Origin of the sequence: Phaeobacter cretensis (genome assembly GCF_047372505.1) — a bacterium.
Taxonomy (GTDB): Bacteria; Pseudomonadota; Alphaproteobacteria; order Rhodobacterales; family Rhodobacteraceae; genus Phaeobacter; species Phaeobacter cretensis.
Genome location: NZ_JBKBEU010000001.1, coordinates 3,187,678 through 3,212,438 on the forward strand (window position 1 = coordinate 3,187,678; position 24,761 = coordinate 3,212,438).

23 protein-coding genes are annotated in these 24,761 nt (G+C 56.7%); 13 read left to right on the plus strand and 10 right to left on the minus strand.

Features of this window, described 5'->3' with window-relative positions; genetic code table 11:
• Nucleotides 1-19: 19 nt before the first annotated feature.
• The gene (pepN, locus tag ACEWZM_RS15120) at nucleotides 20-2,584 is read right to left on the minus strand and encodes an aminopeptidase N (RefSeq protein ID WP_414007223.1); all 2,565 of its coding nucleotides are present in this window, start codon (nucleotides 2,582-2,584) and stop codon (nucleotides 20-22) included.
• A gap of 371 nt (nucleotides 2,585-2,955) precedes the next feature.
• Between pepN and ACEWZM_RS15125 the strand changes: the two genes are divergently transcribed.
• The 3 genes from ACEWZM_RS15125 to ACEWZM_RS15135 all read left to right on the plus strand — a co-directional run bounded on the left by ACEWZM_RS15125 (nucleotide 2,956) and on the right by ACEWZM_RS15135 (nucleotide 6,566).
• A complete protein-coding gene (locus ACEWZM_RS15125; RefSeq protein ID WP_414007224.1) occupies nucleotides 2,956-5,088 on the plus strand; it encodes a malate synthase G in 2,133 nt (710 codons plus the stop codon).
• 65 nt (nucleotides 5,089-5,153) lie between these two features.
• Nucleotides 5,154-5,579 carry a GlcG/HbpS family heme-binding protein gene (locus tag ACEWZM_RS15130; protein WP_414007225.1) on the plus strand — a complete coding sequence of 142 codons (426 nt, stop codon included), beginning with the start codon at nucleotides 5,154-5,156 and terminating at the stop codon, nucleotides 5,577-5,579.
• A 207-nt stretch (nucleotides 5,580-5,786) separates the two neighbouring features.
• On the plus strand, nucleotides 5,787-6,566 hold the full coding sequence (locus tag ACEWZM_RS15135; RefSeq protein ID WP_414007226.1) for a gamma-glutamyl-gamma-aminobutyrate hydrolase family protein: 780 nt from the start codon (nucleotides 5,787-5,789) through the stop codon (nucleotides 6,564-6,566).
• Nucleotides 6,567-6,661: 95 nt separating this feature from the next.
• Here ACEWZM_RS15135 and ACEWZM_RS15140 read toward each other — a convergent pair whose 3' ends face one another.
• Nucleotides 6,662-8,902 carry a xanthine dehydrogenase family protein molybdopterin-binding subunit gene (locus tag ACEWZM_RS15140; protein ID WP_414007227.1) on the minus strand — a complete coding sequence of 747 codons (2,241 nt, stop codon included), beginning with the start codon at nucleotides 8,900-8,902 and terminating at the stop codon, nucleotides 6,662-6,664.
• Nucleotides 8,903-8,905: 3 nt separating this feature from the next.
• Nucleotides 8,906-9,370: a (2Fe-2S)-binding protein gene (locus ACEWZM_RS15145; RefSeq protein ID WP_414007228.1), complete on the minus strand. Its 465-nt coding sequence runs from the start codon at nucleotides 9,368-9,370 to the stop codon at nucleotides 8,906-8,908.
• A 100-nt stretch (nucleotides 9,371-9,470) separates the two neighbouring features.
• On the opposite strand from ACEWZM_RS15145, the gene ACEWZM_RS15150 reads away from it, so the two are divergent.
• Entirely contained in the window at nucleotides 9,471-10,052 is a 582-nt protein-coding gene (locus tag ACEWZM_RS15150; protein WP_414007229.1) for a TetR/AcrR family transcriptional regulator, read from the plus strand.
• A gap of 61 nt (nucleotides 10,053-10,113) precedes the next feature.
• Here ACEWZM_RS15150 and kynA read toward each other — a convergent pair whose 3' ends face one another.
• The 4 genes from kynA to ACEWZM_RS15170 form a co-directional block, all read right to left on the minus strand.
• Nucleotides 10,114-10,947 carry a tryptophan 2,3-dioxygenase gene (kynA, locus tag ACEWZM_RS15155; protein WP_414007230.1) on the minus strand — a complete coding sequence of 278 codons (834 nt, stop codon included), beginning with the start codon at nucleotides 10,945-10,947 and terminating at the stop codon, nucleotides 10,114-10,116.
• Between the two features lie 151 nt (nucleotides 10,948-11,098).
• Nucleotides 11,099-12,292, minus strand: coding sequence for a kynureninase (kynU, locus tag ACEWZM_RS15160; RefSeq protein ID WP_414007231.1), 1,194 nt, complete (start codon nucleotides 12,290-12,292; stop codon nucleotides 11,099-11,101).
• Nucleotides 12,293-12,392: 100 nt separating this feature from the next.
• The gene (locus ACEWZM_RS15165; RefSeq protein WP_414007232.1) at nucleotides 12,393-12,776 is read right to left on the minus strand and encodes an MmcQ/YjbR family DNA-binding protein; all 384 of its coding nucleotides are present in this window, start codon (nucleotides 12,774-12,776) and stop codon (nucleotides 12,393-12,395) included.
• Nucleotides 12,776-13,528 carry an SDR family NAD(P)-dependent oxidoreductase gene (locus ACEWZM_RS15170; RefSeq protein ID WP_414007233.1) on the minus strand — a complete coding sequence of 251 codons (753 nt, stop codon included), beginning with the start codon at nucleotides 13,526-13,528 and terminating at the stop codon, nucleotides 12,776-12,778. Before ACEWZM_RS15170 ends, ACEWZM_RS15165 begins: the two co-directional genes overlap by 1 nt.
• A gap of 294 nt (nucleotides 13,529-13,822) precedes the next feature.
• On the opposite strand from ACEWZM_RS15170, the gene ACEWZM_RS15175 reads away from it, so the two are divergent.
• From ACEWZM_RS15175 to ACEWZM_RS15215, 9 genes are all read left to right on the plus strand, one after another.
• Complete coding sequence (locus ACEWZM_RS15175) at nucleotides 13,823-14,776, plus strand: MBL fold metallo-hydrolase (protein WP_414007234.1); 954 nt, start codon at nucleotides 13,823-13,825, stop codon at nucleotides 14,774-14,776.
• Nucleotides 14,777-15,062: 286 nt separating this feature from the next.
• Nucleotides 15,063-15,524 carry a methyltransferase family protein gene (locus ACEWZM_RS15180; RefSeq protein ID WP_414008052.1) on the plus strand — a complete coding sequence of 154 codons (462 nt, stop codon included), beginning with the start codon at nucleotides 15,063-15,065 and terminating at the stop codon, nucleotides 15,522-15,524.
• A 137-nt stretch (nucleotides 15,525-15,661) separates the two neighbouring features.
• Nucleotides 15,662-17,233, plus strand: a complete 1,572-nt coding sequence (locus ACEWZM_RS15185; RefSeq protein ID WP_414007235.1) for a Re/Si-specific NAD(P)(+) transhydrogenase subunit alpha — start codon at nucleotides 15,662-15,664, stop codon at nucleotides 17,231-17,233.
• A gap of 13 nt (nucleotides 17,234-17,246) precedes the next feature.
• Nucleotides 17,247-18,680 (plus strand): NAD(P)(+) transhydrogenase (Re/Si-specific) subunit beta, encoded by a 1,434-nt coding sequence (locus ACEWZM_RS15190; RefSeq protein ID WP_414007236.1) that lies wholly within the window; start codon nucleotides 17,247-17,249, stop codon nucleotides 18,678-18,680.
• Nucleotides 18,681-18,793: 113 nt separating this feature from the next.
• Nucleotides 18,794-19,168, plus strand: a complete 375-nt coding sequence (locus tag ACEWZM_RS15195; RefSeq protein WP_096706990.1) for a VOC family protein — start codon at nucleotides 18,794-18,796, stop codon at nucleotides 19,166-19,168.
• A gap of 91 nt (nucleotides 19,169-19,259) precedes the next feature.
• A complete protein-coding gene (locus ACEWZM_RS15200; RefSeq protein ID WP_414007237.1) occupies nucleotides 19,260-19,376 on the plus strand; it encodes a MerR family DNA-binding transcriptional regulator in 117 nt (38 codons plus the stop codon).
• 33 nt (nucleotides 19,377-19,409) lie between these two features.
• A complete protein-coding gene (locus tag ACEWZM_RS15205) occupies nucleotides 19,410-19,607 on the plus strand; it encodes a MerR family transcriptional regulator (protein WP_414007238.1) in 198 nt (65 codons plus the stop codon).
• Entirely contained in the window at nucleotides 19,600-19,971 is a 372-nt protein-coding gene (locus tag ACEWZM_RS15210; RefSeq protein WP_414007239.1) for a carboxymuconolactone decarboxylase family protein, read from the plus strand. The genes ACEWZM_RS15205 and ACEWZM_RS15210 overlap by 8 nt, the downstream gene beginning before the upstream one ends.
• Nucleotides 19,972-20,102: 131 nt before the next feature.
• Nucleotides 20,103-21,383, plus strand: coding sequence for a DUF3422 family protein (locus ACEWZM_RS15215; protein WP_414007240.1), 1,281 nt, complete (start codon nucleotides 20,103-20,105; stop codon nucleotides 21,381-21,383).
• Here ACEWZM_RS15215 and ACEWZM_RS15220 read toward each other — a convergent pair.
• The 3 genes from ACEWZM_RS15220 to ACEWZM_RS15230 all read right to left on the minus strand — a co-directional run bounded on the left by ACEWZM_RS15220 (nucleotide 21,319) and on the right by ACEWZM_RS15230 (nucleotide 24,626).
• On the minus strand, nucleotides 21,319-22,392 hold the full coding sequence (locus ACEWZM_RS15220; RefSeq protein ID WP_414007241.1) for a YeeE/YedE family protein: 1,074 nt from the start codon (nucleotides 22,390-22,392) through the stop codon (nucleotides 21,319-21,321). The two genes, ACEWZM_RS15215 and ACEWZM_RS15220, sit on opposite strands and share 65 nt — an antisense overlap.
• A 262-nt stretch (nucleotides 22,393-22,654) precedes the next feature.
• Nucleotides 22,655-23,626 carry an ABC transporter permease gene (locus ACEWZM_RS15225; protein WP_414007242.1) on the minus strand — a complete coding sequence of 324 codons (972 nt, stop codon included), beginning with the start codon at nucleotides 23,624-23,626 and terminating at the stop codon, nucleotides 22,655-22,657.
• On the minus strand, nucleotides 23,619-24,626 hold the full coding sequence (locus ACEWZM_RS15230; RefSeq protein ID WP_414007243.1) for an ABC transporter permease: 1,008 nt from the start codon (nucleotides 24,624-24,626) through the stop codon (nucleotides 23,619-23,621). Before ACEWZM_RS15230 ends, ACEWZM_RS15225 begins: the two co-directional genes overlap by 8 nt.
• Between the last annotated feature and the right edge of the window lie 135 nt (nucleotides 24,627-24,761).

Consider the following 24,761-nt stretch of genomic DNA (forward strand, 5'->3'; position numbering starts at 1 on the left):
TCAATGGTCACAGGCAGCCTCACCCCTGCAAGATCCGGCTCACCATTTCATTGGTGTCGCGGCTCAGGCCATCACTTGCCAAAATGCGCTCAAGCTCCGCACGGATCAGCGCTTGCCGGACACTGTCATAGCGCGGCCAGGTCTGGAATGCGGCGCACATCCGCGCGGTGGTTTGCGGGTTCAGGGCGTCCAGTGCGATCAGGTTCTGCGCCAGGAGGGTATAGCCAGCACCGCTGTCGTGGTGGAAACCTGCATGATTGCCAGCCAGCGCGCCCATGACGGCCCGGAACCGATTGGGGTTTTTCATGTCAAAGAGCGGATGATTGGTCAGCCCAGATGCAACATTGGCAGCGGTTTGTGGCGTTGCACAGGCCACTTGCAGTGCAAACCATTTATCCATTACCAGACGATCGCTTTGCCAATGTTCAAAGAATGCTTGGCTCTGTGTCGCGCCTTTTTCAGCCTTCATCAGGCAGGCAAGGGCGCCATATTGCTGTGTCATGTTATCAGCAGCTTGGTACTGACGCGCGGCTTGGTCGCCGCCATCCAACCGGGTCAGCAGCGATAGAATGCGACCGTTCAACGCCCGGAGGCCTGAGCCTTTGGCATCTGGTTTGTATGGGCCATCGACAGTAGTCGCCGCATAGAGACGAGGCAGGCTGGTTTCCAACTGCTGGGCCAGAGTTTGGGTGAAGGTCTCGGCGGCGTCATAGATCTTTTGTGGGTCGGGGGTGATGCCTCGGTCGTGCAGAGTCTGGGCAATTTCAGATTGGCTTGGCGGCGACAGAACCAGTGCCCGTAATGCCGGGTCAAGGTTGTCGTCACGGACCAGTTTTTCCAAGGCATCCAAATAGGCCGCATCGGGGGCTGCGCCATGGGTCACCATGGCGACGCGGGTTTCTGTGGCCAGCGCGTTTCCGGCTTCCCAGCGGTTGAAAGGATCGGTGTCATGGGCCAGAAGAAAGGTGCGCTCAGCGTTGGTGGTCTCGCGTTGCAGGATTACCGGAGCGGAGAACTCGCGCAGAATCGAGGGCACCGGTTTGGAAGTAAGGCCTTCAAACGTGACGACTTGCTTAGCTTTGGTCAGCTCAATCACTTGGGTTGCGCAGACTTCATCACCATTGGCAGACAGAAGGCCGACTGCCATCGGAATCACGCGCGGTGATTTGTCCGGCTGTTCCGGAGTTGGCGGTGTCGATTGCTCAAATGTCAGCGTATAGTTGCCGTCTGTGTAGTCTTCAGTGACCTTGACCCGTGGTGTTCCTGCCTGACTGTACCAGAGTTTGAACTGGCTGAGATCACGCCCGGTGGCATCCTCGAACACTTGGAGCCAGTCCTCAATGGTGCAGGCCTGCCCGTCGTGGCGATCAAAGTAGAGGTCGAGCGCTTTGTAATAGCTGTCGTCACCAACCAGACGTTTCAGCATGCCAATCACTTCGGCGCCTTTTTCATAAACCGTCGCAGTGTAGAAGTTGTTGATCTCCTGAAACTGCTCGGGACGGGGCGGATGGGCAAGAGGGCCGTTGTCTTCTGGGAATTGGCGGGCACGAAGGGCAATCACATCCTCAATACGTTTTACCGGTTCCGACCGCATATCAGCGGTGAATTGGGCGTCGCGGTAGACGGTTAAACCCTCCTTTAGGCACAGTTGGAACCAATCCCGGCAGGTGATGCGGTTTCCGGTCCAATTGTGGAAATACTCATGAGCAATGATCGCTTCGATCCGTTCAAAATTTGCGTCGGTTGAGGTTTCGGGGGAGGCGAGGACGCAGGAAGAGTTGAAGATGTTCAGCCCTTTGTTCTCCATCGCACCCATATTGAAATCATCAACGGCAACGATATTGAAGATGTCGAGATCATACTCGCGGCCATAGACCTGCTCATCCCAGGTCATCGATTTTTTTAGGGCCTCCATGCCAAAGGCGCATTTGTCTTCGTCACCGGGGCGTACCCAGATGTTCAATTCTACATCGCGGCCTGACTGGGTGGTGAACCGATCAGGGTGGTTGAGAAGGTCCCCGGCAACCAGCGCAAAGAGATACGCAGGCTTGGGCCAAGGGTCGTGCCATTCTGCCCAGCCTTCACCTTGGCCTGTGGGGTTGCCGTTGGACAGAAGGACGGATTCTTGGCCTTCGATACGGACCGAGAATGTCGACATCACATCCGGGCGGTCTGGGTAGTAGGTGATTTTGCGGAAACCCTCGGCTTCGCATTGGGTGCAATACATGCCACTGGACATATAAAGACCTTCCAATGCGGTATTGGCGGCAGGATCGATTTCAATTTCGGCTTCCCAGGTAAAAGGCGTATCTGGTGTGGCACAGGTCAAGCCGCCATCGACCATCTCGGGGGTCACGGCTTCGCCGTTGATTTTGGCTGAGATCAGCTTCAACGCTTCCCCATGCAGAAAGAAACGAGGATCTACGGCGTCTGATTTGGGAGAAAACTGGATCTTGCTCAGCACACGAGTGGCGTTTGGAGAGAGCAGAAACGTCAGTTCAACACTGTCCACCTCAAACCCGAACGGCTTGTAATTTTTCAGATAAAACGTCTCTGGTGCGGTGGTGGGCGCGGCATCTTTCATGAATATATCCTGTTCCTTGGAACCCGAGCAGGTTCGTCAGCCAATCTGTTAGTAGCCTATGTACCAGCGGCTGAGGCCATGCACCAGCGACCACAAAGACCTGTAGACAAAGCTGCGCTTTATGCCGGTGGCTGACAATGTCGGATCCGCTGAACAGCGTCACAGATCCTTGTTGCTTTGGTGGCTAGGTTAGTTTTTGCCGGGGCATGTCCTTATTGAGAACCCTTACTCGTTTGGCCGTGTTGGACATCTATCGCGATTATTTGAAGCAGCTTCGTGTGAATTGGTAAACTAATATTACCACCGACGTTGCTGATAGGAAACTTTTGGTGTATCCGGTTGGCAAACGCGCATTTTAGGAGGATTGCCCCATGGGTGGGATGCAGAAACGTCATGATATGCAGGTGGCTGACACGCTGGTGTCCTTCATCGAAGACAAAGCGCTGCCCGGTACTGGCGTGACAGCGGATGCATTCTGGGCTGGTCTGTCGGGGCTGGTCAAAGGCATGGGCGATGAAAACCGCAGCCTTCTGGCAAAACGGGCTGATATGCAGGGGCAGATTGATGCGTGGCATATTGAGCGCCGTGGTCAGGCCCATGACGCCGCAGCCTATGAGGTATTCCTACGTGAGATCGGCTATTTGCTGCCAGAGGGCGACGATTTCGAGATTGAAACGCAGAATGTCGATGCCGAGATCGCCAATGTTCCGGGGCCTCAGCTGGTAGTGCCTATCACCAACGCGCGCTTCGCTCTGAACGCGGCCAATGCCCGATGGGGCAGCCTATATGATGCCTTATATGGCACCGATGCGATGGGCGACCTGCCCAATGGCAAGGGGTATGACACGGCACGCGGGGCACGGGTGATCGCCTGGGGCCGCAAGCTGCTGGATGACGTATTTCCGTTGGCATCGGGATCGTGGTCCGATTGCACCGGATTGAGCATTGCCGAGGGCGCGCTGGTTCCCGCTCTGAAGGATCCGGCGCAGTTTGCAGGCTATGACGGAGATGCCGCTACTCCTGCGCGTATTGTCCTTAAAAACAACGGCTTGCACGCGGTGATCGTTGTGGATGCTGATGGCAATATCGGTCAGGGCGATCAGGCCCATGTTAATGATATTATTCTGGAATCTGCGCTCTCTACCATTATGGATTGCGAAGATTCTGTTGCTTGTGTCGATGGCGAAGACAAGGTGACGGCCTATTCAAACTGGTTGGGCCTGATGAAACGCGATCTCTCGGAAGAGGTCACCAAAGGTGGCAAGACCTTTACTCGCGTGCTCAATGAGGACCACCGCTACACAGCGCCGGATGGGTCTGATCTGGTGCTGAAAGGGCGTTCACTGCTGCTGGTTCGCAACGTTGGCCATCTGATGACCAACCCAGCTGTTTTGGATTGCGAGGGCCGTGAAGCCGGTGAGGGCTTCCTGGATGCGATGATCACCGTACTGGCCGCGATGCATGACCTTCATGCAGAGGGCGGCAATTCCCTGCATGGATCAGTCTATGTGGTGAAGCCTAAGATGCACGGCCCCGAAGAAGTTGCTTTTGCGGACCGAATTTTCGGCCATGTCGAGGACGCGCTGGGCTTGCCCCGGCATACGGTCAAAATTGGTATCATGGATGAGGAACGCCGCACTTCGGTGAACCTCAAATCCTGTATTCGTGCTGCGAAACATCGCGTTGCGTTCATCAATACGGGTTTTCTTGATCGTACTGGTGACGAGATCCACACCTCGATGGAAGCGGGCGCGATGATGCGCAAGGGTGAGATGAAAGCGACGCCGTGGATTGCATCCTATGAGGAGCGCAACGTCGACATAGGTCTGGCCTGTGGTCTGAAAGGGCGTGCCCAGATTGGCAAGGGGATGTGGGCCATGCCTGATCGTATGGGCGAGATGCTAGATGCCAAGATTGGTCATCCGAAGTCCGGCGCGACCTGCGCTTGGGTGCCGTCTCCGACCGCCGCTACATTGCACGCCACGCATTATCACCATGTCGATGTCCATGCGGTGCAGGATGGGCTGAAGGCGGGTGGTGCTCGTGGCAGTCTGGATGATCTGTTGACGATCCCGGTTCTGAAGGGTGAAAACCTGTCGGATGCGGATATCGCGCAGGAAATCGAGAATAATGCGCAAGGTATCCTGGGCTATGTGGTGCGCTGGGTCGACCAGGGTGTTGGCTGCTCCAAAGTGCTGGATATTCACAATGTCGGTTTGATGGAAGATCGGGCGACCTGTCGGATTTCTAGCCAGGCACTTGCCAACTGGTTGCACCACGGCGTTGTCGACGAGGAGCAGGTAATGGCGGCCATGCAGAAAATGGCTGCTGTTGTTGACCAGCAGAATGCGGATGACGCTAGCTATACACCTATGGCGCCTGGATTTGACGGGATAGCCTTCCAGGCCGCCAGTGATCTGGTGTTCCGCGGCCGGGTTCAACCCTCTGGCTACACCGAGCCAGTGTTGCATGCCCGCCGTCTTGAACTTAAGGCGCAAAGCTAACGTACAAACGGGGGCGGGCGGTATGTTCTGCCCCTTTTCTATACCCGAAATCAAGGACGCTACTCATGACGCTCACTCTGGATCAAGCCTGCAGCATTATTGAACATACCCGCGCAAAGGGGCGCGAGATGGCTCTAAAGCCGTTGTCGGTTGTCGTACTGGACGCAGGTGGCCATGTGCTGGCATTTGAGCGTGAAGACGGTGCCGCACCGGGTCGCTTTGCCATCGCGCAAGGCAAGGCGTATGGCGCGGTTATGCTGGGAATGGCAGGCTCGGCCCAGATGGCGCGGGCGGAACAGCAGGCCTACTTTATGGCGGCTGTGAATGGTGTCTATGGAGGTCAGGTTGTACCGGTTCCTGGTGGCGTGTTGCTGCGCAATGATGCGGGTGCGGTGATTGGCGCCGTGGGCGTGACCGGTGATACGTCTGACAATGACGCCGAGGCTGCAATGGCGGGCATCAGCGCAACGGGCCTGACCGGGGAGGCATAATCTCGGGACTTGCCCTAGGAACGGGCAGGTAGCACTGCGTGATGTGATGAAAGCGGCATCACAAATGTAGTTTTTTACGAGAAAGCGGCGGGTTGCACCCCATAGGGGAATTGCAACCCGTTGCGGCGTGACTGTAGGATCGATACGATCCGGACATGATGTCCATGCACGGGCCCATAGGCCGATGCTCAAAACGCTGAGGACAGAATGACACGCCCCAAAGTTGGCATTATTGGCAATTCCTATCTGATCAACGATGAATATCCGGCCCATGCTGGTGGGACGATGAACTCCGAGGCTGTGGCCGAAGTGTCTGGCTGTATGCCGCTTCTGATCCCGTCCGATCCGCGGTTTCTTTCGGTTGAGGAACTTCTAGAGAGCTTCGACGGATTTCTGCTGACCGGGGGGCGACCAAATGTGCACCCTAATGAATATGGTGAGGCTGAAACGGATGCCCACGGGGCCTTCGACCGGGCGCGGGATGCGATTGCCCTGCCGCTGGTGCGCGCCTGTGTTGAAAGGGGGCAGCCCTTTCTGGGGATCTGCCGCGGGTTTCAGGAGGTGAATGTCGCCATGGGTGGCACGCTCTACCCAGAGATCCGGGATCTGCCGGGGCGGATGAACCACCGGATGCCACCTGATGGGACGCTGGAAGAGAAATTTGCCATGCGCCATATTGTGCAGCTAACTGAGGGCGGTGTTTTCCATCGTGTGTTTGGCGCGCCCGAAGTGATGACCAATTCGTTGCACGGGCAAGGGATCAAGGTACCCGGCAGCCGGATCGTGATTGATGGGACGGCCCCTGACAGCACGCCCGAGGCGATCTATGTGAAGGATGCGCCGGGCTTCACCCTGTCAGTACAGTGGCATCCTGAATGGGACGCGGCGAATGACCCTGTTTCTCGCCCGTTGTTTACGGCCTTTGGCGATGCGGTGCGTGACTGGGCAGACGGAGCGAATGCTCGGACACATCTGCAAAGCGCCTGATGCATATCTGCCTGACGCGCTGGGCCCTGTTACTGTGTAGATAGATCTAAAATACTGGTGGATATGCACCGCCTCATGAGCGGTGCATATGTTTGTCAGGCCAAGAGATCAAACTCATGCATCAGCGGCAGCTGGCGGGCACGTTTCCCGGTCAGATCGAACAGTGCATTGGTCAACGCCGGCGCCGCCGGGGGCGTGCCGGGTTCACCAGCACCACCCATCCGGGGTTGGTTCTGTAGCAGCTCCACCTCTACCGCTGGCATCGTGTGCATCCGCAGAGCATCATAGTCAGGGAAGTTGCCCTGTTCGACCGCGCCATCGTCAAAGGTAATCTCGCCGAAGCAGGCAGCAGACAATCCGTAGACCATGCCGCCAAACATCTGTGCGCGGGTGTTCTGGGGGTCAATCACCTGCCCTAAATCAGCTGCGATCCAGGCTTTGCTCATGCGAATCTCGCCATCTTCTTCGATAACTTCAATCACCTGTGCGACCGGGGTGCCAAAGCTATAAGCTATGGCCACACCGCGCCCCACGCCCTCGGGTGTCGAGCCGGTCCAGGCGGACATGTCGCGCACTGCCTCCAACACTTTTGCGGCCGGTTCCCATTCGGCGCGGGCCAGTTCCAACCGGAAGTCGAGCGGATCACGGTCTGCGGCATGGGCCATTTCATCCACGATGCAGTCTGAGAAAAACCCATTGAAGGATGCCCCGACCGAGCGCCAGAACCCTACCGGGATCATCGGTTTGGACAGATAACCTTCGATGCGGAAATTGGGGATCGCCAGAGGCTGATTGAAGGCCGCATCTACATGACCTTTGTCGGGACCGCTCATGGGCAGGCCCAACATCCGGCCCGCACCTTCTACCGTGGAGGATTGTGCCGCGATCTTGCCGTGCACCATCACGGCCTTACCATCCTTCACCGCCGCGCGGTATCGCGCGATTGCGCCGGGTCGATAGACATCGTGGCGCATGTCTTCCTCGCGACTCCAGGTCAACTGCACTGGCGTGCCCTTCATCGCCATCGCAATCTGCACCGCTCGATCTGTGTAGTCTGTTTCAATCCGACGGCCAAATCCGCCACCCAGATAGGTGGTATTTACCTCGACAGCCTCGGTATCCAGGCCTGCGATATTTGCGGCCTTCTTTTGTACAATCGTGGGGCCTTGGTTCGGCGCCCAGATCTGCAAGGCGGCTCCTGTGTAAAGCGCGGTGGCGTTCATTGGCTCCATCGTGGCATGAGCCAGATAGGGCAGGCGATACTCGGCCTCGATCACGGTTGCGCCGTCGGGCAAGGCTTCCACATCGCCATCATCGCGCAGCGTGGAGTTGGGCGCATCCTCAAATGTGCGGGCGATCTCGTCAAAGATACCATCGGTGGTTCCGGGATAGGGGGCAGGCCGCCAAGACACGCCGATTGCATCCACCGCCTGTTGGGCCAGCCATGTGTTGCTGGCGACCACGGCGACGGCGTCGCCCAGATCCAGAACTTTCTCGACACCGGGCATGGTCTCGGCAGCGCTGGCGTCAAAGCTCTCCTTGCCAACACCGAAATGCGGGCTTTGTCGGATGGCAGCGAACTTCATACCGTGCAAGCGTACGTCAACACCGAACCCGGCGGTGCCGGTTACCTTGGCCGCCATATCGATGCGGGGCACATCCTTGCCAATCAATCGCCAATCAGAGGCTGGACGTAGATCTGTTTTGATCGGGTCAAGGCCAGCAGCCTCGCCCGCAAGATCTGCGTAGGCTATGCGATTGCCATCGGGGGCGAGCACATGGCCGTCTTCGGTGGTGAGCTGATCGCGAGAAAGGCCCAGCCGCTCTGCTGCCGCCTGTTTCAGTGTTTCACGAGCGCTTGCGCCCGCATGGCGCATCCGTTCAAAACCGTCGCGCATGGACGAGGAGCCACCAGTTACCTGCAGATTCAGAAACTTCGACATATTGCCGACAATTGCGCCCAGAGAATGCTGGAAATCAGAGGTATCATAGCCACGTCCGGGCAGGGCTTCCGTCATCATTGCGCTGTTGTAGTAGGCCTTTGCCGCGGGCCCGTGCAAGACGGTCACTTTGGCGGGGTCGACGTCCAGTTCTTCGGCGATCAATGCCGCCCATGAGGATTTGATGCCCTGACCCATTTCGGCGCGCGGAGCGATGAGCGTGATGCCTGACTGATCGACAAACACAAACGGGTTCAATATCGCGCGGCCCTCTTGCGGTTCCAACGGATTTGGCGCGGGTTGGTGGTATTTGTAGGTGCCAAAGGCGACCCCGCCAACAATTGCAGCAGATCCGATGAGAAAGCTGCGGCGGGCGATCTTCTTGATGCTTGCCATTGCTCAGGCCTCCTTCATCATCTTGGCGGCGTCATGAATTGCGGCGCGGATACGGGGGTAGGTGCCACAGCGGCAGAGGTTGCCCTGCATCGCCTCGTCTATGTCGTCATCGCTCGGGGTGGGGTTTTCGGCCAGCAGGCTTGCAGCCTGCATGATTTGGCCAGACTGACAGTAACCGCATTGCGCGACCTGATTTTGGGCCCACGCTTTTTGCACGGTCGCCATGGCATCGGGTGTGCCCAGCCCCTCAATTGTGGTGACATCACCCCAGACATCAGAAAGCGCAACTTGACAGGAGCGCACGGCCTCACCGTCGATGTGCACTGTACAAGCGCCGCAGGCGGCGACGCCGCAGCCGAATTTGGTGCCGGTCAGACCGATTTCGTCCCGCAGGACCCAGAGAAGCGGCACATCGTCAGGCAGATCAATCTGATGCGACGTTCCATTGATGCGAAGAGTGGTCGACATGGTTGGCTCTTTCTAGGTGTGGCTGACGTGATGACATAATTGAGCTATTTTGTCATTGTGTCAATTGACATTTTTCATCTAAACTGTCAGAAGCGATTTTATGAGTATTTCCACCCGCGATCCGAAACAACGCGCCATACTTGAAGCAGCCTGGGGAGGTTTTGCGACCTATGGGTATCGCAAAACCTCGATGGACGACATTGCCAAGCGAGCGGGCATGTCGCGGCCTGCAGTCTATCTGCATTTCCGGAACAAGGAAGCGATCCTTAAGGCAATGATTGATGCACATTATGCGGACACCACGGGTCGGGTGCGTGACGCGCTTGTGGCGGATGGCGAGCTTGGCGAGCGCCTGCAGGCGGCATTTTGTGCGCAGGGCGGTGAGGTGATGGAGGCGATGCTATCGACGCCCCACGGGATGGAGGTGTTGGAGGCGAGTGTGAGTACTGCAGGCGATCATATCGAAGCTGGCGAGGCCGCGATGCGCAAGATCTATGAGCAATGGCTAGTAGAGGCCGAGGCTGCCAGTCAGGTTCATCTGCCGGGGGAGGCCGCTGACATAGCGCGTACGTTTTGCAGCGCAATGAAGGGCGTCAAACACACCGCCGCTGATTATGTGGCCTACCGGGCCGGGGTTTGCCAGCTGGCGCAGTTGTTCAGCGCGGCGCTACGACCGGGCTGAACAGACATAAGCAACATTGGATTGCGCATGCCGCGACTGGGTATTGGCTAGGGCGCGAGGTTTACAGCGTTGTACGCAGATGCCAAAGCTCAGGGAACAGCTCAACTTCCAGCATGCGCTTAAGGTAGCTGACGCCGCCGGTGCCGCCTGTACCGCGTTTGAAGCCGATCACCCGTTCTACTGTGGTGACGTGGTTGAAGCGCCAACGGCGGAAGTAATCTTCGAAATCCACCAGCTTCTCTGCCAGTTCATAGAGATCCCAGTGGGCTTCCGTGTTGCGATAGACCTCGCTCCAGGCGCTCTCGACGGCCTCGCTTGGCACATATGCTTCGGACAGATCGCGGTTTAGAACCGTGTCAGGCAGATCAAATTTTTGGCCAAGTGCGCGCAACGCCACATCATAGAGCGATGGCTCCGCCAGCTCAGTTTCAAGCAGGCTGAGAATATCGGGTCGATGCGCATGGGGGCGCAGCATCGCCTTGTTGCGGTTGCCCAGCATAAATTCAATCTGCCGGTATTGGTGGGACTGGAACCCGGAACTCTGCCCCAGTTCATCGCGGAAGGCAGTGTAATCGGACGGGGTCATTGTGCGCAGCACATCCCAGGCTGAGTTCAGCTGTTCAAAGATACGCGCGACACGGGCAAGCATCTTAAGGGCTTCGTGCAGTTTCCTATCCAAGAGTCGGCTGCGGGCTGCTGTTAGCTCGTGAATGGCCAGCCGCATCCACAATTCCGAAGTCTGGTGCTGAATGATGAACAGCATCTCGTCGTGGGTGTTTGTCCAGGTTTTCTGGGCATTCAGCAGAGTATCCAGCGACAGGTAGTCGCCATAGGACATACGCCCGTCAAAGGACATCTGCGCGCCTTCTTTTGCGGGATCATAGGGGGTGGTCATGGAGAGGCTCCTTGTTTTCCGGTAGGCTATCAGAGGATGGAAGCAAGAGCCTTTCTCTTATTCAGAGTGCCGCATTGTGCCAGACGGCGCCACAGCGCAATCCAGCCCGCCGGTCGGCATAGCGGTACGTGGTATGCAGGCGTTGGCTGCATCAGGTGACAGCGTTGCGGGTTTTGTATTCGGGGCGATCCCATAATGCGTTGGTCATGACGTCTTCTATGATATCGACAGCTGCGCGCACGTCACCGTTGTCGATATAGAGTGGGGTGAAGCCAAACCGCATGATATTCGGCGCGCGGAAGTCGCCGATGACGCCACGGGCAATCAGCGCCTGCATCGCGGCGTAGCCTTCATCAAAGCCGAATGAAACCTGGCTACCTCGGCTGTTGCCATCGCGGGGAGATGCCAATGTCAAAGCCGGGCAGCGGCGTTCAACCTCGGCGATGAACCGATCGCAGAGCTCAATCGATTTGGCTCGTACGTCGGCCATATCTGCCAGGTCCCAAATGTCCATCGATGCCTCAAGAGCAGCGAGCTGTAGTACCGGCGGTGTGCCAACGCGCATCCGTTCAATACCGTTGCCAGGCTTGTAGCTCAGATCAAAGTCAAACGGTGCCGCGTGTCCCAACCAGCCAGATAGCGCAGGGCGTGCCGTGTCCACATGGCGTGGTGCGACATATATGAAGGCCGGGCCACCGGGGCCACTATTGAGGTATTTATATGTGCAACCCACCGCGAAGTCTGCGTTGCAGCCGGACAGATCCACGGGCAGTGCGCCTGCGGAATGGGCCAGATCCCAGACGGTGAGGATCCCTGCATCCTGCGCTTGCTTGGTCAGGGCCTTCATATCGTGCTTGCGGCCGGTGCGGTAGTCCACCTCAGTCAGCATTAGTACCGCAACATCATCGGTGATACTTGCGCTGACTTCTTCGGGTGCGACGACCCGTAAGGAATAGTCGGCACCCAAAGATTTCACCAAGCCTTCGACCATATAAAGATCGGAAGGGAAGTTGCCGCTGTCGGACATGACCACCTTGCGCGATGGATTGAGCTCCAATGCGGAGGCGACGGCCTGATAGACCTTGATCGATAGGGTGTCGCCCATCACCACATGGCCGGGTTCCGCCCCGATCAGCCGTGCGATTCGGTCGCCGATAGCCGTCGGTTTCTGCATCCAACCAGCTTTGTTCCAGCCGGTGATGAGCATTTCGCCCCATTCATCTTCGATTGTGCCGCGTACTCGTTCGGCGGTCGCGCGTGGCATCGGTCCAAGTGAATTGCCATCAAGATAGATCATACCCTCGGGCAGGGAAAACATGGCCTTGGTTACGGCAAAATCTGTCATCTGAACCTCGTGGTCATGGGGCGGCCTTACGGTCGGCAGTATTTGCTTTATGCTTAAAGCTTTGTGGTTGCTACCGCATCAAATTGGTTCTGTCCAGAGACTAGCGGTGGGTTTGACCAGGTTGCGGGTTGGGGATACCCAACTCTGCCCGTTTGCGTTTCGACAGACCAGCGGTCACCAATCCATAAGAGAGGGTAATTTGCTCTTGCAGCTCCATCTCCGTCAGGCCAGGGTCTTTAAAATGCTGCAACCATTTCATCCCACGCGACGCCAGATAGGGCGCAGGGCGAACGCCGGGCCGTTCCTGCAGAACCTCAAAGGCGATGTCACCAGTCTTGAACGTAAAGGTGTCTTTGCCATCGGCCCATCCACAGATGGCAAAGACCTTGCCACCTGCCTTCCAAACATCGGCGTTCCCCCACTGCACCACATGTGATGCTGCGGGGAAATCTGCACAAAAAGTATTAAACTCTTCGCGGGTCATCAGGTCTGACCGCCCGCGATTTCAATGGTTTGCCCGTTGATCGATTGTGAGCCGGGACCGCATAACCATAGGAGTGCCGCAGCCACCTCATCTGGCAGAATCAACCGTTTGTGTCGGTTGGCAGAGACCATGATCTTGAGCGCGTCTTCCTCACTTATGCTTGCACGCTTGGAAATCGAGGTCACGTTCCGATCAATGATCGGCGTATCGACATAACCTGGGCAGAGTGCGTTGAACGTGTAAGGTGTGCCGATGTAATCCTCGCTTAGCGAGCGTGTCAGTCCGATCACCCCGTGTTTGCTGGCCGAATAGCAGGGCGCGCCCTTTAGCCCGCGCAGACCTGCGATAGAAGAAACTGTGACGACACGGCCCCAGTTAGTTTGACGCATCGATTTCATGCATTCGCGTATTGTCAGAAAGGCACCGTCAAGATTGGTCGCCATCATGTTGCGCCAGAAGTCCATCGACATTTTATGCAGCGCTTTTCCTTCTGCGATCCCGGCATTGGCGATGCATATCTGTATTGGACCGCGGGCGGCGGTAGCGGTGTCGACTTTGGCAATCACATCGGCTTCGTCGCGTACGTCCATGGCCAGAGGGTGGAGACCATCAGTGGCGACCTCCTCCAATACCTCTTGGCGACGCCCGGTTATAGTCACCGCTGCTCCCTCGGTTGCCAGAGCCTGTGCCATGGCCAGCCCAATTCCGGTGCCGCCACCTGTAATCAGCGCATGTTTTCCCTTGAGTGTCATTGATGTGCTCCGCTGTCTGGTGTCTGGTGTCTGGTGCCTGGTGTCTGGTGTCTGGTGTCTGGTGTCTGGTGTCTGGTGCCTATACCCGGCCTTACTGCACCGGGCCTTACTGCTAAGCCTAACCGCCGCTTGCCAGCTGGCAAGATCTCCGTCCCGTCATTTTGCCGGAGAGACGCGTGAAGTGACACGGGCAAGAACTGGGCGCGGGAAGGACAAGCGGTTTACAGATATATTCAAGTGTGTGAATGTCACGGCGAGCGGAGGCGGATGTCACCGATCTAGATGGAGGATCACATGAAAGTTGTTGCCTTTGGCGTGTTTGCCACGCTGATCGCTCCGGTGGTTGCGCTGGCCAGCGAAGATATCGCCGATCAATATCCAGAGTCTGAATTGTACTCCAAGCCGATAGAGGTGATCCCACAGGTATTCTCAGCAATCGGAGCTACGGCACCGCCATCCTATGAAAATGCCGGTCACAATAACAATCTGAGCTTTGTAGTGACTGAGGCGGGTGTAGTGGTGATAAACGCGGGGGCGTCAGATGCGCTGGCGGCGGCGCTCCATACCGAGATCAAGGCAGTAACCGATCAGCCGGTGGTTCTGGTGATCAATGAAAACGGACAAGGCCACGCAATGTTGGGTAACGGCTATTGGCGGGATCGGGGCGTTGACGTTCTTGCACATGCAGATGCCACAGCTGAGGTTGTCGAAAACGGTCATTTTATTCTGCAAGGCATGCAAAATTATAACAAGGACAGGGCAGGAGACACCCGAGTGGAGCCTGCGAACCTTGATTTTGAGGATCGCTATGATTTGTCTCTGGGCGGGGTGGCATTTCAGATACTGCATCTTGGGCCAGCCCATGATCCCGGTGATACTCAGGTATGGATTCCACAATGGGGCTTGCTGATCGCGGGCGACATCGCCTTTCATGAGCGGATGTTGCCGATTTTTGAACATACCTGCACCAGTTGCTGGATTGAGACTTGGAAAGACCAGCTGGAACCGTTGATGCCAACCTATGTGATTCCCGGACATGGGCATCCAACCAACTTGGATCAGGTGCGCCGTTACACGCTGGATTACCTTATCGATCTGCGCGACAAGATTGGCGCACATATTGAGGAGGGCGGTGATCTGGCATCGGCCTATTATGTAGACCAGACGCGTTGGCAGCGACTTGATACCTTTGAGGAGCTGGCGACCAAGAACGCAGGGCGCGTCTATGAGGAGATGGAGTGGGAGTAGCCTCGGCCTGCCTTCTCTTTGGACGCTGACGCTCTTGTGACGGGCAGTAGGCACTATTTGCGCTTGTAGTGGCTGTACGCATGCCAAAGTATACGTGGTCATTCGCAACATTTTGTGCAGGATCATGCCGCAAACGGAACGGATTCGCCGTTTCAAAGCCATTCTGGGCAATTTGTCCTTATCCTTCGGCCAGTTTGCCTGAAGGCTGGACGTTCTGGTCACATGAGGGAAAACTGCCGCCGATGTACATCAAGACAGACAAGGATCGCCTAGAGTGTCGTCTGCAATGAAATGGATCGACGTGCCTCCTGTGTGGTTGCTTGGTTTTGCGGTGCTGGCCTGGTCGCAGGCGCGGTTTATGCCTCTTGGACTTGAATACTCGGGTGATGTGATCGGTGTTGTTATAGATCTGATCAGTGGTTTGCTGATTGGGTCTGGCATTGTTCTTATGTTGCTTGCGGTCATGGAGATGCGACGCCAGAAGACGACAGTGCACCCACATGGACAACCCAGCCAATTGGTACTGACAGGCATTTTTAAACGTAGCCGCAATCCGATCTATCTGGGTGATTGTCTGCTGCTTTTGGGGCTCATTCTGCGGTTTGATGCGGTGCTTTCGCTTGTATTGCTGCCGCTTTTTGTCTGGGTGTTAGAGCGCCGTTTTATCCTGCCCGAGGAAGACCGTTTGCGTCGGCAATTCCGCGCGGATTGGGCTCGCTATGAACAAGACACACGTCGATGGCTGTGACGAAATTGCGGCATTGCAGCGATCTGTTGCGGCAACGCAGCGAAACTGTTGCGCAAAATTATTGCGCAATGTAGTCAGAATATTTGCAATCCGTACTCAGTGAAGCTGGTGCGGGTATAAAAAGGGGGACCGACAAGGTGAAAATAGGCACGCCAAAAGAAGTGTTTGACGGCGAGGCGCGGGTTGCAATGACCCCGGACTCTGCGGTTCAGCTACAAAAGCTGGGATATACCTGCGCGATCGAGACTGGCGCTGGCGCGGCGGCTGGATTCGCAGATGCCACATATGAGGCAGTCGGCGTTGAGATCATCAAAACGCCAGCTGCCCTGTGGAAAGCAGTGGATATCGTGGCCAAGGTGCGCCAGCCCACAGAGGTGGAACTGAAGCGGATGACGGCGGGTAAAACGCTGATATCCTTTTTTAATCCCGGCGGCAATGAAGCTGGTATGGAGCTGGCCCGCTCCAAGGGTGCCAATGTGATCGCCATGGAAATGGTGCCGCGTATCAGCCGCGCGCAGAAAATGGATGCTTTGTCATCCATGGCCAATATCGCCGGCTACCGTGCTGTTATTGAGGCTGGCAACAATTTTGGACGGTTTTTCACCGGGCAGATTACGGCTGCAGGCAAAGTGCCGCCAGCTAAGGTTCTGGTGGTGGGCGCTGGTGTTGCTGGTCTGGCCGCAATTGGCGCGTCGACCAGCCTCGGTGCGGTGACCTATGCCTTTGACGTACGCCCCGAAGTGGCTGAGCAAGTCGAAAGCATGGGGGCGGAGTTCGTCTATCTTGATTTTGAGGAAAGCCAGCAGGATGGTGCGGCCACCGGCGGATATGCAGCGGTGTCCAGCCCTGAATTCCGTGAAGCACAGCTGGCCAAGTTCCGCGAACTGGCCCCTGATATCGATATTGTCATTACTACCGCTCTGATCCCCAATCGCGAAGCGCCCAAGCTGTGGCTTGAGGATATGGTCGCGGCGATGAAGCCGGGTTCGGTCATCATCGACCTCGCTGCCGAAAAAGGTGGCAACGTTGAAGGCACGGTGATGGATGAGAAAGTCGTCACCGAAAATGGTGTAACAATCGTCGGCTACACCGATTTCCCCAGCCGGATGGCTGCGCAAGCGTCCACGCTCTATGCCACCAACATTCGCCACATGCTGACAGATTTGACGCCTGAAAAGGACGGGCAGATTAATCACGACATGGAAGATGACGTGATCCGTGGTGCGACAGTGACCTTCGAGAAAGAAATCACGTTCCCGCCGCCGCCTCCCAAGGTACAGGCGATCGCGGCCCAGCCCAAAAAAGAGGTGAAGGAACCGACGCCCGAAGAAAAACGGGCGCAGGAGGTCGAAGCATTCAAACAACAGACCAAGAACCAGGTCACTCTTTTGGGTGTCGGTGGGGCATTGGTGCTGTTCGTTGGTCTGTTTGCACCCGCCAGCTTTATGCAGCACTTCATCGTATTCGCGCTGGCTTGTTTCGTCGGCTTCCAGGTGATCTGGGGCGTTGCGCATTCCTTGCACACACCGTTGATGGCGGTGACGAACGCGATCTCCTCGATCATCATTCTTGGGGCGCTGATGCAGATTGGGTCCGGATCATTCCTGGTGATCTTCCTCGCGGCAGTGTCGGTATTCATGGCTGGGATCAATATCTTCGGCGGTTTCCTCGTCACCCGGCGCATGCTTGCCATGTTCCAGAAATCTTAAGGAGGCCGGGATTATGGACTTTGGCTTTACAACTGCCGCCTATGTGGTCGCGGCTGTTCTCTTCATCCTGTCGCTTGGTGGTCTGAGCGGTCAGGAAAGCGCAAAACGCGCCGTCTGGTACGGCATTGCCGGGATGGCGCTGGCGGTGTTCGCGACGTTGATTGGCCCCGGCGCTGGTCTCTGGCTGCTGTCGATTGTGTTGATCGCTGCGGGCGGCATCATCGGATACTACGTTGCCAAACGTGTGCAAATGACCGAAATGCCCCAGCTGGTGGCAGCGATGCATTCTCTTGTCGGTCTGGCTGCGGTCTTTGTGGGCTTTATTGCTCACATCGAACTCGGTCGCGTACTGGCGATGGACGACACCGCTAAAAAGGCTCTGGAAGGGTTCGGCGCATTGCTGGCCAAGAAAGACGGTGTTGAGATCGCGATCCTGCGGGTGGAGCTGTTTCTCGGCGTCTTTATCGGTGCTGTGACCTTTACCGGATCTGTGATTGCCTATGGCAAGCTGGCAGGCAAAGTGTCCTCTGCGGCGACCAAACTGCCTGGCGGCCATATGTTGAACGCCGGCGCAGCGGGTATCTCGTTGATCTGTCTGATCTGGTACTTCAATACTGGTGGTTTCTTCCCGCTGTTCCTGATGACACTGGCGGCGCTGTTTATCGGCTACCACCTGATCATGGGCATCGGTGGTGCAGACATGCCAGTGGTTGTTTCTATGTTGAACAGCTACTCAGGCTGGGCTGCGGCGGCGATTGGTTTCAGCCTTGGCAATGACCTGTTGATCGTGGTTGGTGCCTTGGTAGGCTCCTCCGGTGCGATCCTCAGCTATATTATGTGTAAGGCAATGAACCGGTCGTTTGTGTCGGTGATCCTTGGTGGCTTTGGTGGCACGGCTGGCCCCGCGATGGAGATCGACGGTGAACAGATCGCAATCGATGCTGATGGCGTTGCTGCGGCTTTGGACGAAGCCGACAGTGTCGTGATCATTCCGGGTTACGGTATGGCGGTGGCACAGGCGCAGCAGAACGTAGCTGAGCTGACCCGGCGTCTGCGGGCCAAGGGCAAGAACGTGCGTTTTGCGATCCACCCGGTAGCAGGGCGGCTGCCTGGCCACATGAACGTGTTGTTGGCTGAGGCAAAGGTTCCTTACGATATCGTTTTGGAAATGGATGAGATCAATGACGATTTCCCGGAAACCGATGTTGCAATTATCATTGGTTCCAATGACATCGTGAACCCGGCGGCTCAGGAAGACCCGAACTCACCTATCGCCGGTATGCCAGTGTTGGAATGCTGGAAAGCCAAGCAAGTGTTCGTTTCCAAGCGGGGGCAGGGTACTGGTTACTCCGGTATTGAGAACCCGTTGTTCTTTAAAGAGAACACCCGCATGTTCTATGGCGATGCCAAGGCCAGCCTCGATAAGCTGCTGACAATGATCAGCTAAGTGTTCACCTTATTGCTGCAAACACCGAAAGAGCGCTCCGGAGGGGGCGCTCTTTTTTATTGGCCAGTGCGAACTGGGGCCTGTGCTATCATAGGGCAGCCGAGGAGGATGATATGGAAAAGGCCCAAGGCATAGGTGGCGTGTTTTTCCGCGCCAAAGACCCCGAAGCGCTCAGCCGATGGTACAATGACCATCTGGGAATTGACCCCGTCGGGGGGACACCCTGGATGCAGGGAGGCGGCTATACCGTCTTTGCCCCGTTTGCTGAGGACACCGACTATTTCGGAGACACAAGCAAACAGTGGATGATCAATTTCCGGGTAACGGATCTGGCCGCGATGATCGCGCAGCTGACCGCCGCAGACATTGCTGTTGAGACGCGGCCGGAGTGGGACGGTGAGATCGGCTATTTCGCGCGGTTGCATGACCCGGAAGGCAATCCAATAGAATTGTGGCAACCGATTGGACGGGCAGCCGATACCGCTTGACCTGGAGTGTACTCCAATCGGTAGGGTGTCCCGACTCACCCATGGTTGGTGGGCACCAAGAGAGACGTGCATGAAGATTTAAGACGTGGCGATGGCCACATGCCTGAGCGTGGATACCCTGCACTTTTACGAGAAGATCGGGCTGATAGACCCGCCTGCGCGTGATGTGGCTGGGCGGCGGGTCTATGACCGCGATATCCTCGGCTGAATCCGTTTTCTGGGTCAATTGAACGCCACTGGCATGAAGCAGGCGGATCGCGTCCGCTATGCCAGATTGCGCGCCAAGGGGCGGGAAACACTGGCCGAACGGCGCGAAATGCTGGAAGCCCACCGCGAGGTGATCCGCCGACAGCTGGAGCAACTTTATGACACGCTTGCCCTAATGGATCGCAAGGTGGCGATCTACCGTGACTTGGAAAAGGAAAGCGCGGATGTCTGACGCATTGACCAATGGCCGCAAGCTGCTGGCAGAGATGAACCCGAATCTGGAAGCGATCCTGGCTGAGCGCTACGATGCACATTTGCCGGGAATGGCAGAGAGCCTGGTGGAATGGGCCTATGGGCGCCATTACGCGCGTGATGGCCTGGACCTGCGCACACGGCAGCTCTGTACAATTGCCGCGCTGACGGCGCTTGGCGGTCAGACAACGCCGCAGTTGAAGATTAACATCGCTCACACCCGTGCGGCTGGCGCAAGTGAGGCAGAGATTCTGGAGGTGAGTTGGCAGATGGCGGTTTATGGCGGGATGCCTGCGGCCATCAATGGTTTGAATGCGGCGATTGAGGTGTTTGAGGCGGCATAATGCCCTCGTCTGGCGTCAGGGTTTCCGGGATTGTATACGGTTGTATCCAGTTAAGACATTGAAATAACGTAATTCTTTACAGGTCAATTCGCCTCCGCTAACCTGTGGCCTGCCGCTCAGGGAGACCAAAGATGCCGCCAATCCAAGACCACCCGCTGCGTTACCAATTGGCGAATGAGTTGCACGCGCGCCCGTTCCCGACGATGAGCAACCCTTCGACGGTGATTTATCTGGCCATCAAGCAGCCGCAAGAGGCGGTGCATCGTGACCGTAGTCGCGATCTTGAGCATCTGATTGAGCTTTTGGATCGTCATGGCGTCGCTCATCCCAAACCGGGCGCTACGCATCATTCAGTACAGTTGGGTCGCCATACTCTCAAATGGGAACAGCACACCGAATTCGTGTCCTATACGCTGTACTCTGACGGTATCGGTTCCCGGCCCTTTGATCCTGCGGATTTTGACGTTTTCCCGCCTGATTGGCTCTCTGAGGCACCTGGTCAACGTATCACCTCTTTGATGCTGCGTGTATCCCCGCGCGTCGATACCCCCGATCTGCGAACGGCCCTAACGGACTGGTTCGTTCCCGAGAGTTTGGCGGTCGCGCGGGTGTTGGATGACAGCTGCGTGGTCGCCGGGGATTTCCGGATCGATCCGGCCGGACATATGCGGTTTGCGGTGTTCCCAAATGCGGAGACAGGCGCACAACGGATCGGCCGGGTGGTACAGCGTCTCTGTGAGATAGAGACATATCGCGCGATGTCGATGTTGGGGTTTTCACGGGCGCGCGGGCTTAGTCCAACCATCGGGGCGCTCGACACTCATCTAAGTGAGATGATGCTTGAGATGACCGGTGGCCGAATGCCTGCGGAACAAACCCTGTCACAGCTGTTGGTCGTATCGGCAGAGCTGGAAGCCATGGCAGCGCAGGCTGCGTTCCGGTTCGGGGCAACCGGGGCTTATGACGCTCTGGTTAATCAACGCATCGCCCTGCTGCGTGAAGCCAGGTTTGAGGGCTATCAGACTTTTGCTGAATTCATGCTACGCAGGTTTGAGCCTGCTATGCGTACGGTGAAGTCAACCGAGGCGCGGTTGGCCACATTAGCGGACAGAGCGCGGCGGGCAGGTGAGCTGTTGCGTACCCGTGTCGATGTAGAGCGCAGCGCCCAGAATCAGGCACTGCTCGAAAGCATGGACCGTCGTGCAGATATGGCGCTGCGGTTGCAAACTACGGTGGAAGGGCTGTCTGTTGTCGCGATTAGTTACTATGCCGTATCGCTGGCGTCTTATGCACTATATCCCCTCGCCAAGATTCTAGACCTCAGCAAGGGAATGATGACAGCTGCGCTTACTCTGCCGGTTGTATTGCTGGTGTGGCTTGCGGTGCGTCAGATCCGGAAAAGACTGCATTGAGCCAAGCGTTTGCGGCGACTGCACCAGCGGCGATAGACACTAGGGCCAGCAGTGCTGCAAGGCTCAATGTTGGGATGCCGGCTAGGCCAGCACCCACCGTGCACCCACCGGCTAACACACCACCGATGCCCATCAGTACGGCTCCGCCAAGATAGCGGCCGGTTTGACGCGGGCTTTCAAAGCTTTGCCATTGAAAGTTGCCGCTGATCAGGGCCGCAAACAGCGCGCCGATGAGGACACCACCAATAAGGCCAGAGCCAAATCCCGCTGGAACGGCACTGGAGGCGAGCGTGTAGAACAGCGTCTCTGCTGAGGGCGCGGTGAAGGAAAGGCTTTCCATCGCGATAGGATCAAACTCATCAAAGAGCACATAGCCGGTTCCGACCCAGGCTAGCGGTACCAACGCACCGATGGCGGCCCCCCCGATCAATGTCAGTGGATGGCTGCCAGAGCGAGCGGCAATGGCAACGGCCGCGACAGAGATCAGGCCTGCGACGATCAATGCACCACCTGGAAGGGTGGCCAAAGATGCATAATCCCCGACTGGAATGGTCAAGCTACCAATCCATATGCGTAGCGGCGCGAGGACGCCCTTTAACGTGGCATGAGCGACAATTGCAAAGGTCACGACCACAAACAATGCGCGTAGATTGCCGCTACCGGTCAACACCATCAGACGCGAGACGCAGCCACGGGTCAGCACCATGCCAGCACCGAACATCAAACCACCAATGACAACTGCGGCGAGGGGTAAGTCGGCAACCAGCAGGCGGTGCTCAGAAAAGTTGATCCAGCCCTGCGCAGCCGCAGCTTGTGTTCCGAGGACAGCAACGGCGAGTGCCATTGCCCAAACACCAGCGGCCTGTTGGCGATCTTCGCCGACCACGGCCCGACGGAAACAGAAGCGGGTCAGCTGTGCCAACCCACCAAACAGAACGCCGATCCCCAGAGCAAACAGGACGGATACTGCTCGAGCAGTGGTGTCTTCAAAGCCAAGTGTTTCAAACATCTGCTGTCTCCATTACTGCGGCCGATATAGCCGAATTTGGAATATTTTCCCGAAATGGCGTGTTTTATTAGTGGTGACAAGTCGACAGGGCGAGGTTCGACATCTGTCTGCCGGGATAGTGTTCCTTTAGGAGGTGTTCCCGCGGATCGTTCGTTCTGTACGATTAGCAGCGCATAAAAACAAACCGACCACCTGTAGGAGATGGCCGGTTTGCATGTTCTTATTTGAATGTGTAGGGGCGAACCACCTACAGGACTTGCTATCAGCGGCCGCGGATCCGAGGATCCAGCGCGTCGCGCAGACCATCACCAAGGTAGTTCACACTCAGCACGGTCAACGAAATCGCCATTCCCGGCCAGAACACCCTTTCGGGATACTGCTGAAGATAGTCAGTTGCATCAAAGAGCAAACGTCCCCAGGTCGGGAAATCCGGCGGGAAACCAAGCCCAAGGAACGACAGTGCAGATTCAGTGATAATCGCGGTTGCGATGCCCAAAGTGGCTGAAACCATGATAGGCGACAGCACGTTTGGCAGGATGTGACGCGAGATCAGCTTGGTATTGGTGGTGCCGATAGAGCGCGCAGCTAAGACGAATTCCCGTTCCTTAATCGCGAGCACATCTCCCCGCACAATGCGCGCAGTTGGCATCCAGCTAGTGATCCCGATGGCGGCCACGATAAGGATGAAAATCCCCTGTTCCGGTCCGAAGGTTGCATTCAACGGTTCACGGAACAGGAGCATCATCACCAGAAGCAATGGTAGCAGGGGCAAGGCGAGGAACAGGTCCGTGAGGCGCATTAACGGCCCATCAAGTCGCTTGAAGAAACCGGCGACTACGCCAACCAAAGAGCCGAGGAACAACGCGAGAAGCATCGCAGTGAGACCGACAGAGACAGAGGTTGCACCACCTGCCATCATTCGTGCCAGCATATCGCGGCCCAATTGGTCGGTTCCAAATGGGTGCGCCCAACTGGGCCCCTGGTTGCGTGACCGGATATCAATATGGGTGGCATCAATGTCCCAGAAAAAGGGGCCGATATAGACTGACAGTACAATCAGCAGGAACAAAGCTCCGCCAAGCATAGCGCCTTTGTGCGATTTGAACTGATCCCACACATCCAGCCATTGGCTGCGGGGCGGTTGATCCAGATCTTCCGCCACATTTACCGCAGGCACGGTTGTGGAGGCGGCGGCACTCCCTTCGTCGGGTACCAGACGGTCCTTATCAGTCATAGCGGATCCTTGGGTCTAGAATGCCATAGAGCACATCAGCGATCAGGTTGAACAGAACGATCAGCACGGCAAAGATAAAGGTCAGGGTCTGCACCATGGGCAGATCGTTGGCTTCAATCGCGCCGATTAAAAGCTGGCCGATGCCGTTTACCTTGAACACCTGTTCGGTAATGATCGCACCGCCAAAGATGGCAGGAATGCCAAGCGCAATCACAGTCACGACCGGGATCATCGAATTGCGCAAGACATGGACCATGACTACGACATATTCACTGAGGCCTTTGGCACGCGCAGTGCGGACATAATCCTGATTTAGGTTGTCTAGCATCGAAGCCCGCATAAATCGGCTTAGCTGTGCGGTGATCTGTAGCGCCAGGACCATCACCGGCATGACCATCTGTTTGAGCTGATGTACGAAGGCGTCCCAACTGTCCACCACATGGGTCGTGTCATAGATCGAAGGGAACCATCCTAGCTGGACAGAGAAGATCACGATCACCAGCACACCGGAGAAGAACGGCGGCACTGAAAATCCGACCATCGACACAAAGGTCCCGGCCTGATCGAACCAGCTGTACTGGCGATAGGCCGAATAGATGCCGATCGGAAGTGCGATGGCGATGGCCACCAGATAAGCTGTACCAACGACCCACAGTGTTTGGGGGATACGCTGAACAACGATATCCATCACGGGCGAACGGGTCTGCCAGGAGATCACGCGGAGGTCACCGGCGGAGAAGCTGGTGCCTAAATAATGGTCGATCAGAACCTGAGGTTCGATCCAGAAAAACTGTACGATCCATTTCCAGAACCGGATATGCGCGGGTTGGCCAAGGCCAAGCGCCTCGCGCATTTTTTCTTTGACTTCGGGGGGGACGGTCAGAGGAACCTGAGCCATCGGATCACCAGGCGCGAGTTCAAGCAGCAGGAAAATCACCAGGCTGATGAACAATAGCGTCGGGACCGACAGAACAAGGCGTCTGATTGTAAAGGTCAGCATCCAGTAGGCGCCTTTGCAAATGGAAGAATGGGGTGGAACTGGGCGGTCTTATGCCTGAGATCCATTTCAGGCCGCCGCAATGACGTCATTCGGACGTAAATGGCAAGAGGCCCCGGTGCGTTACCGGGGCCTCTG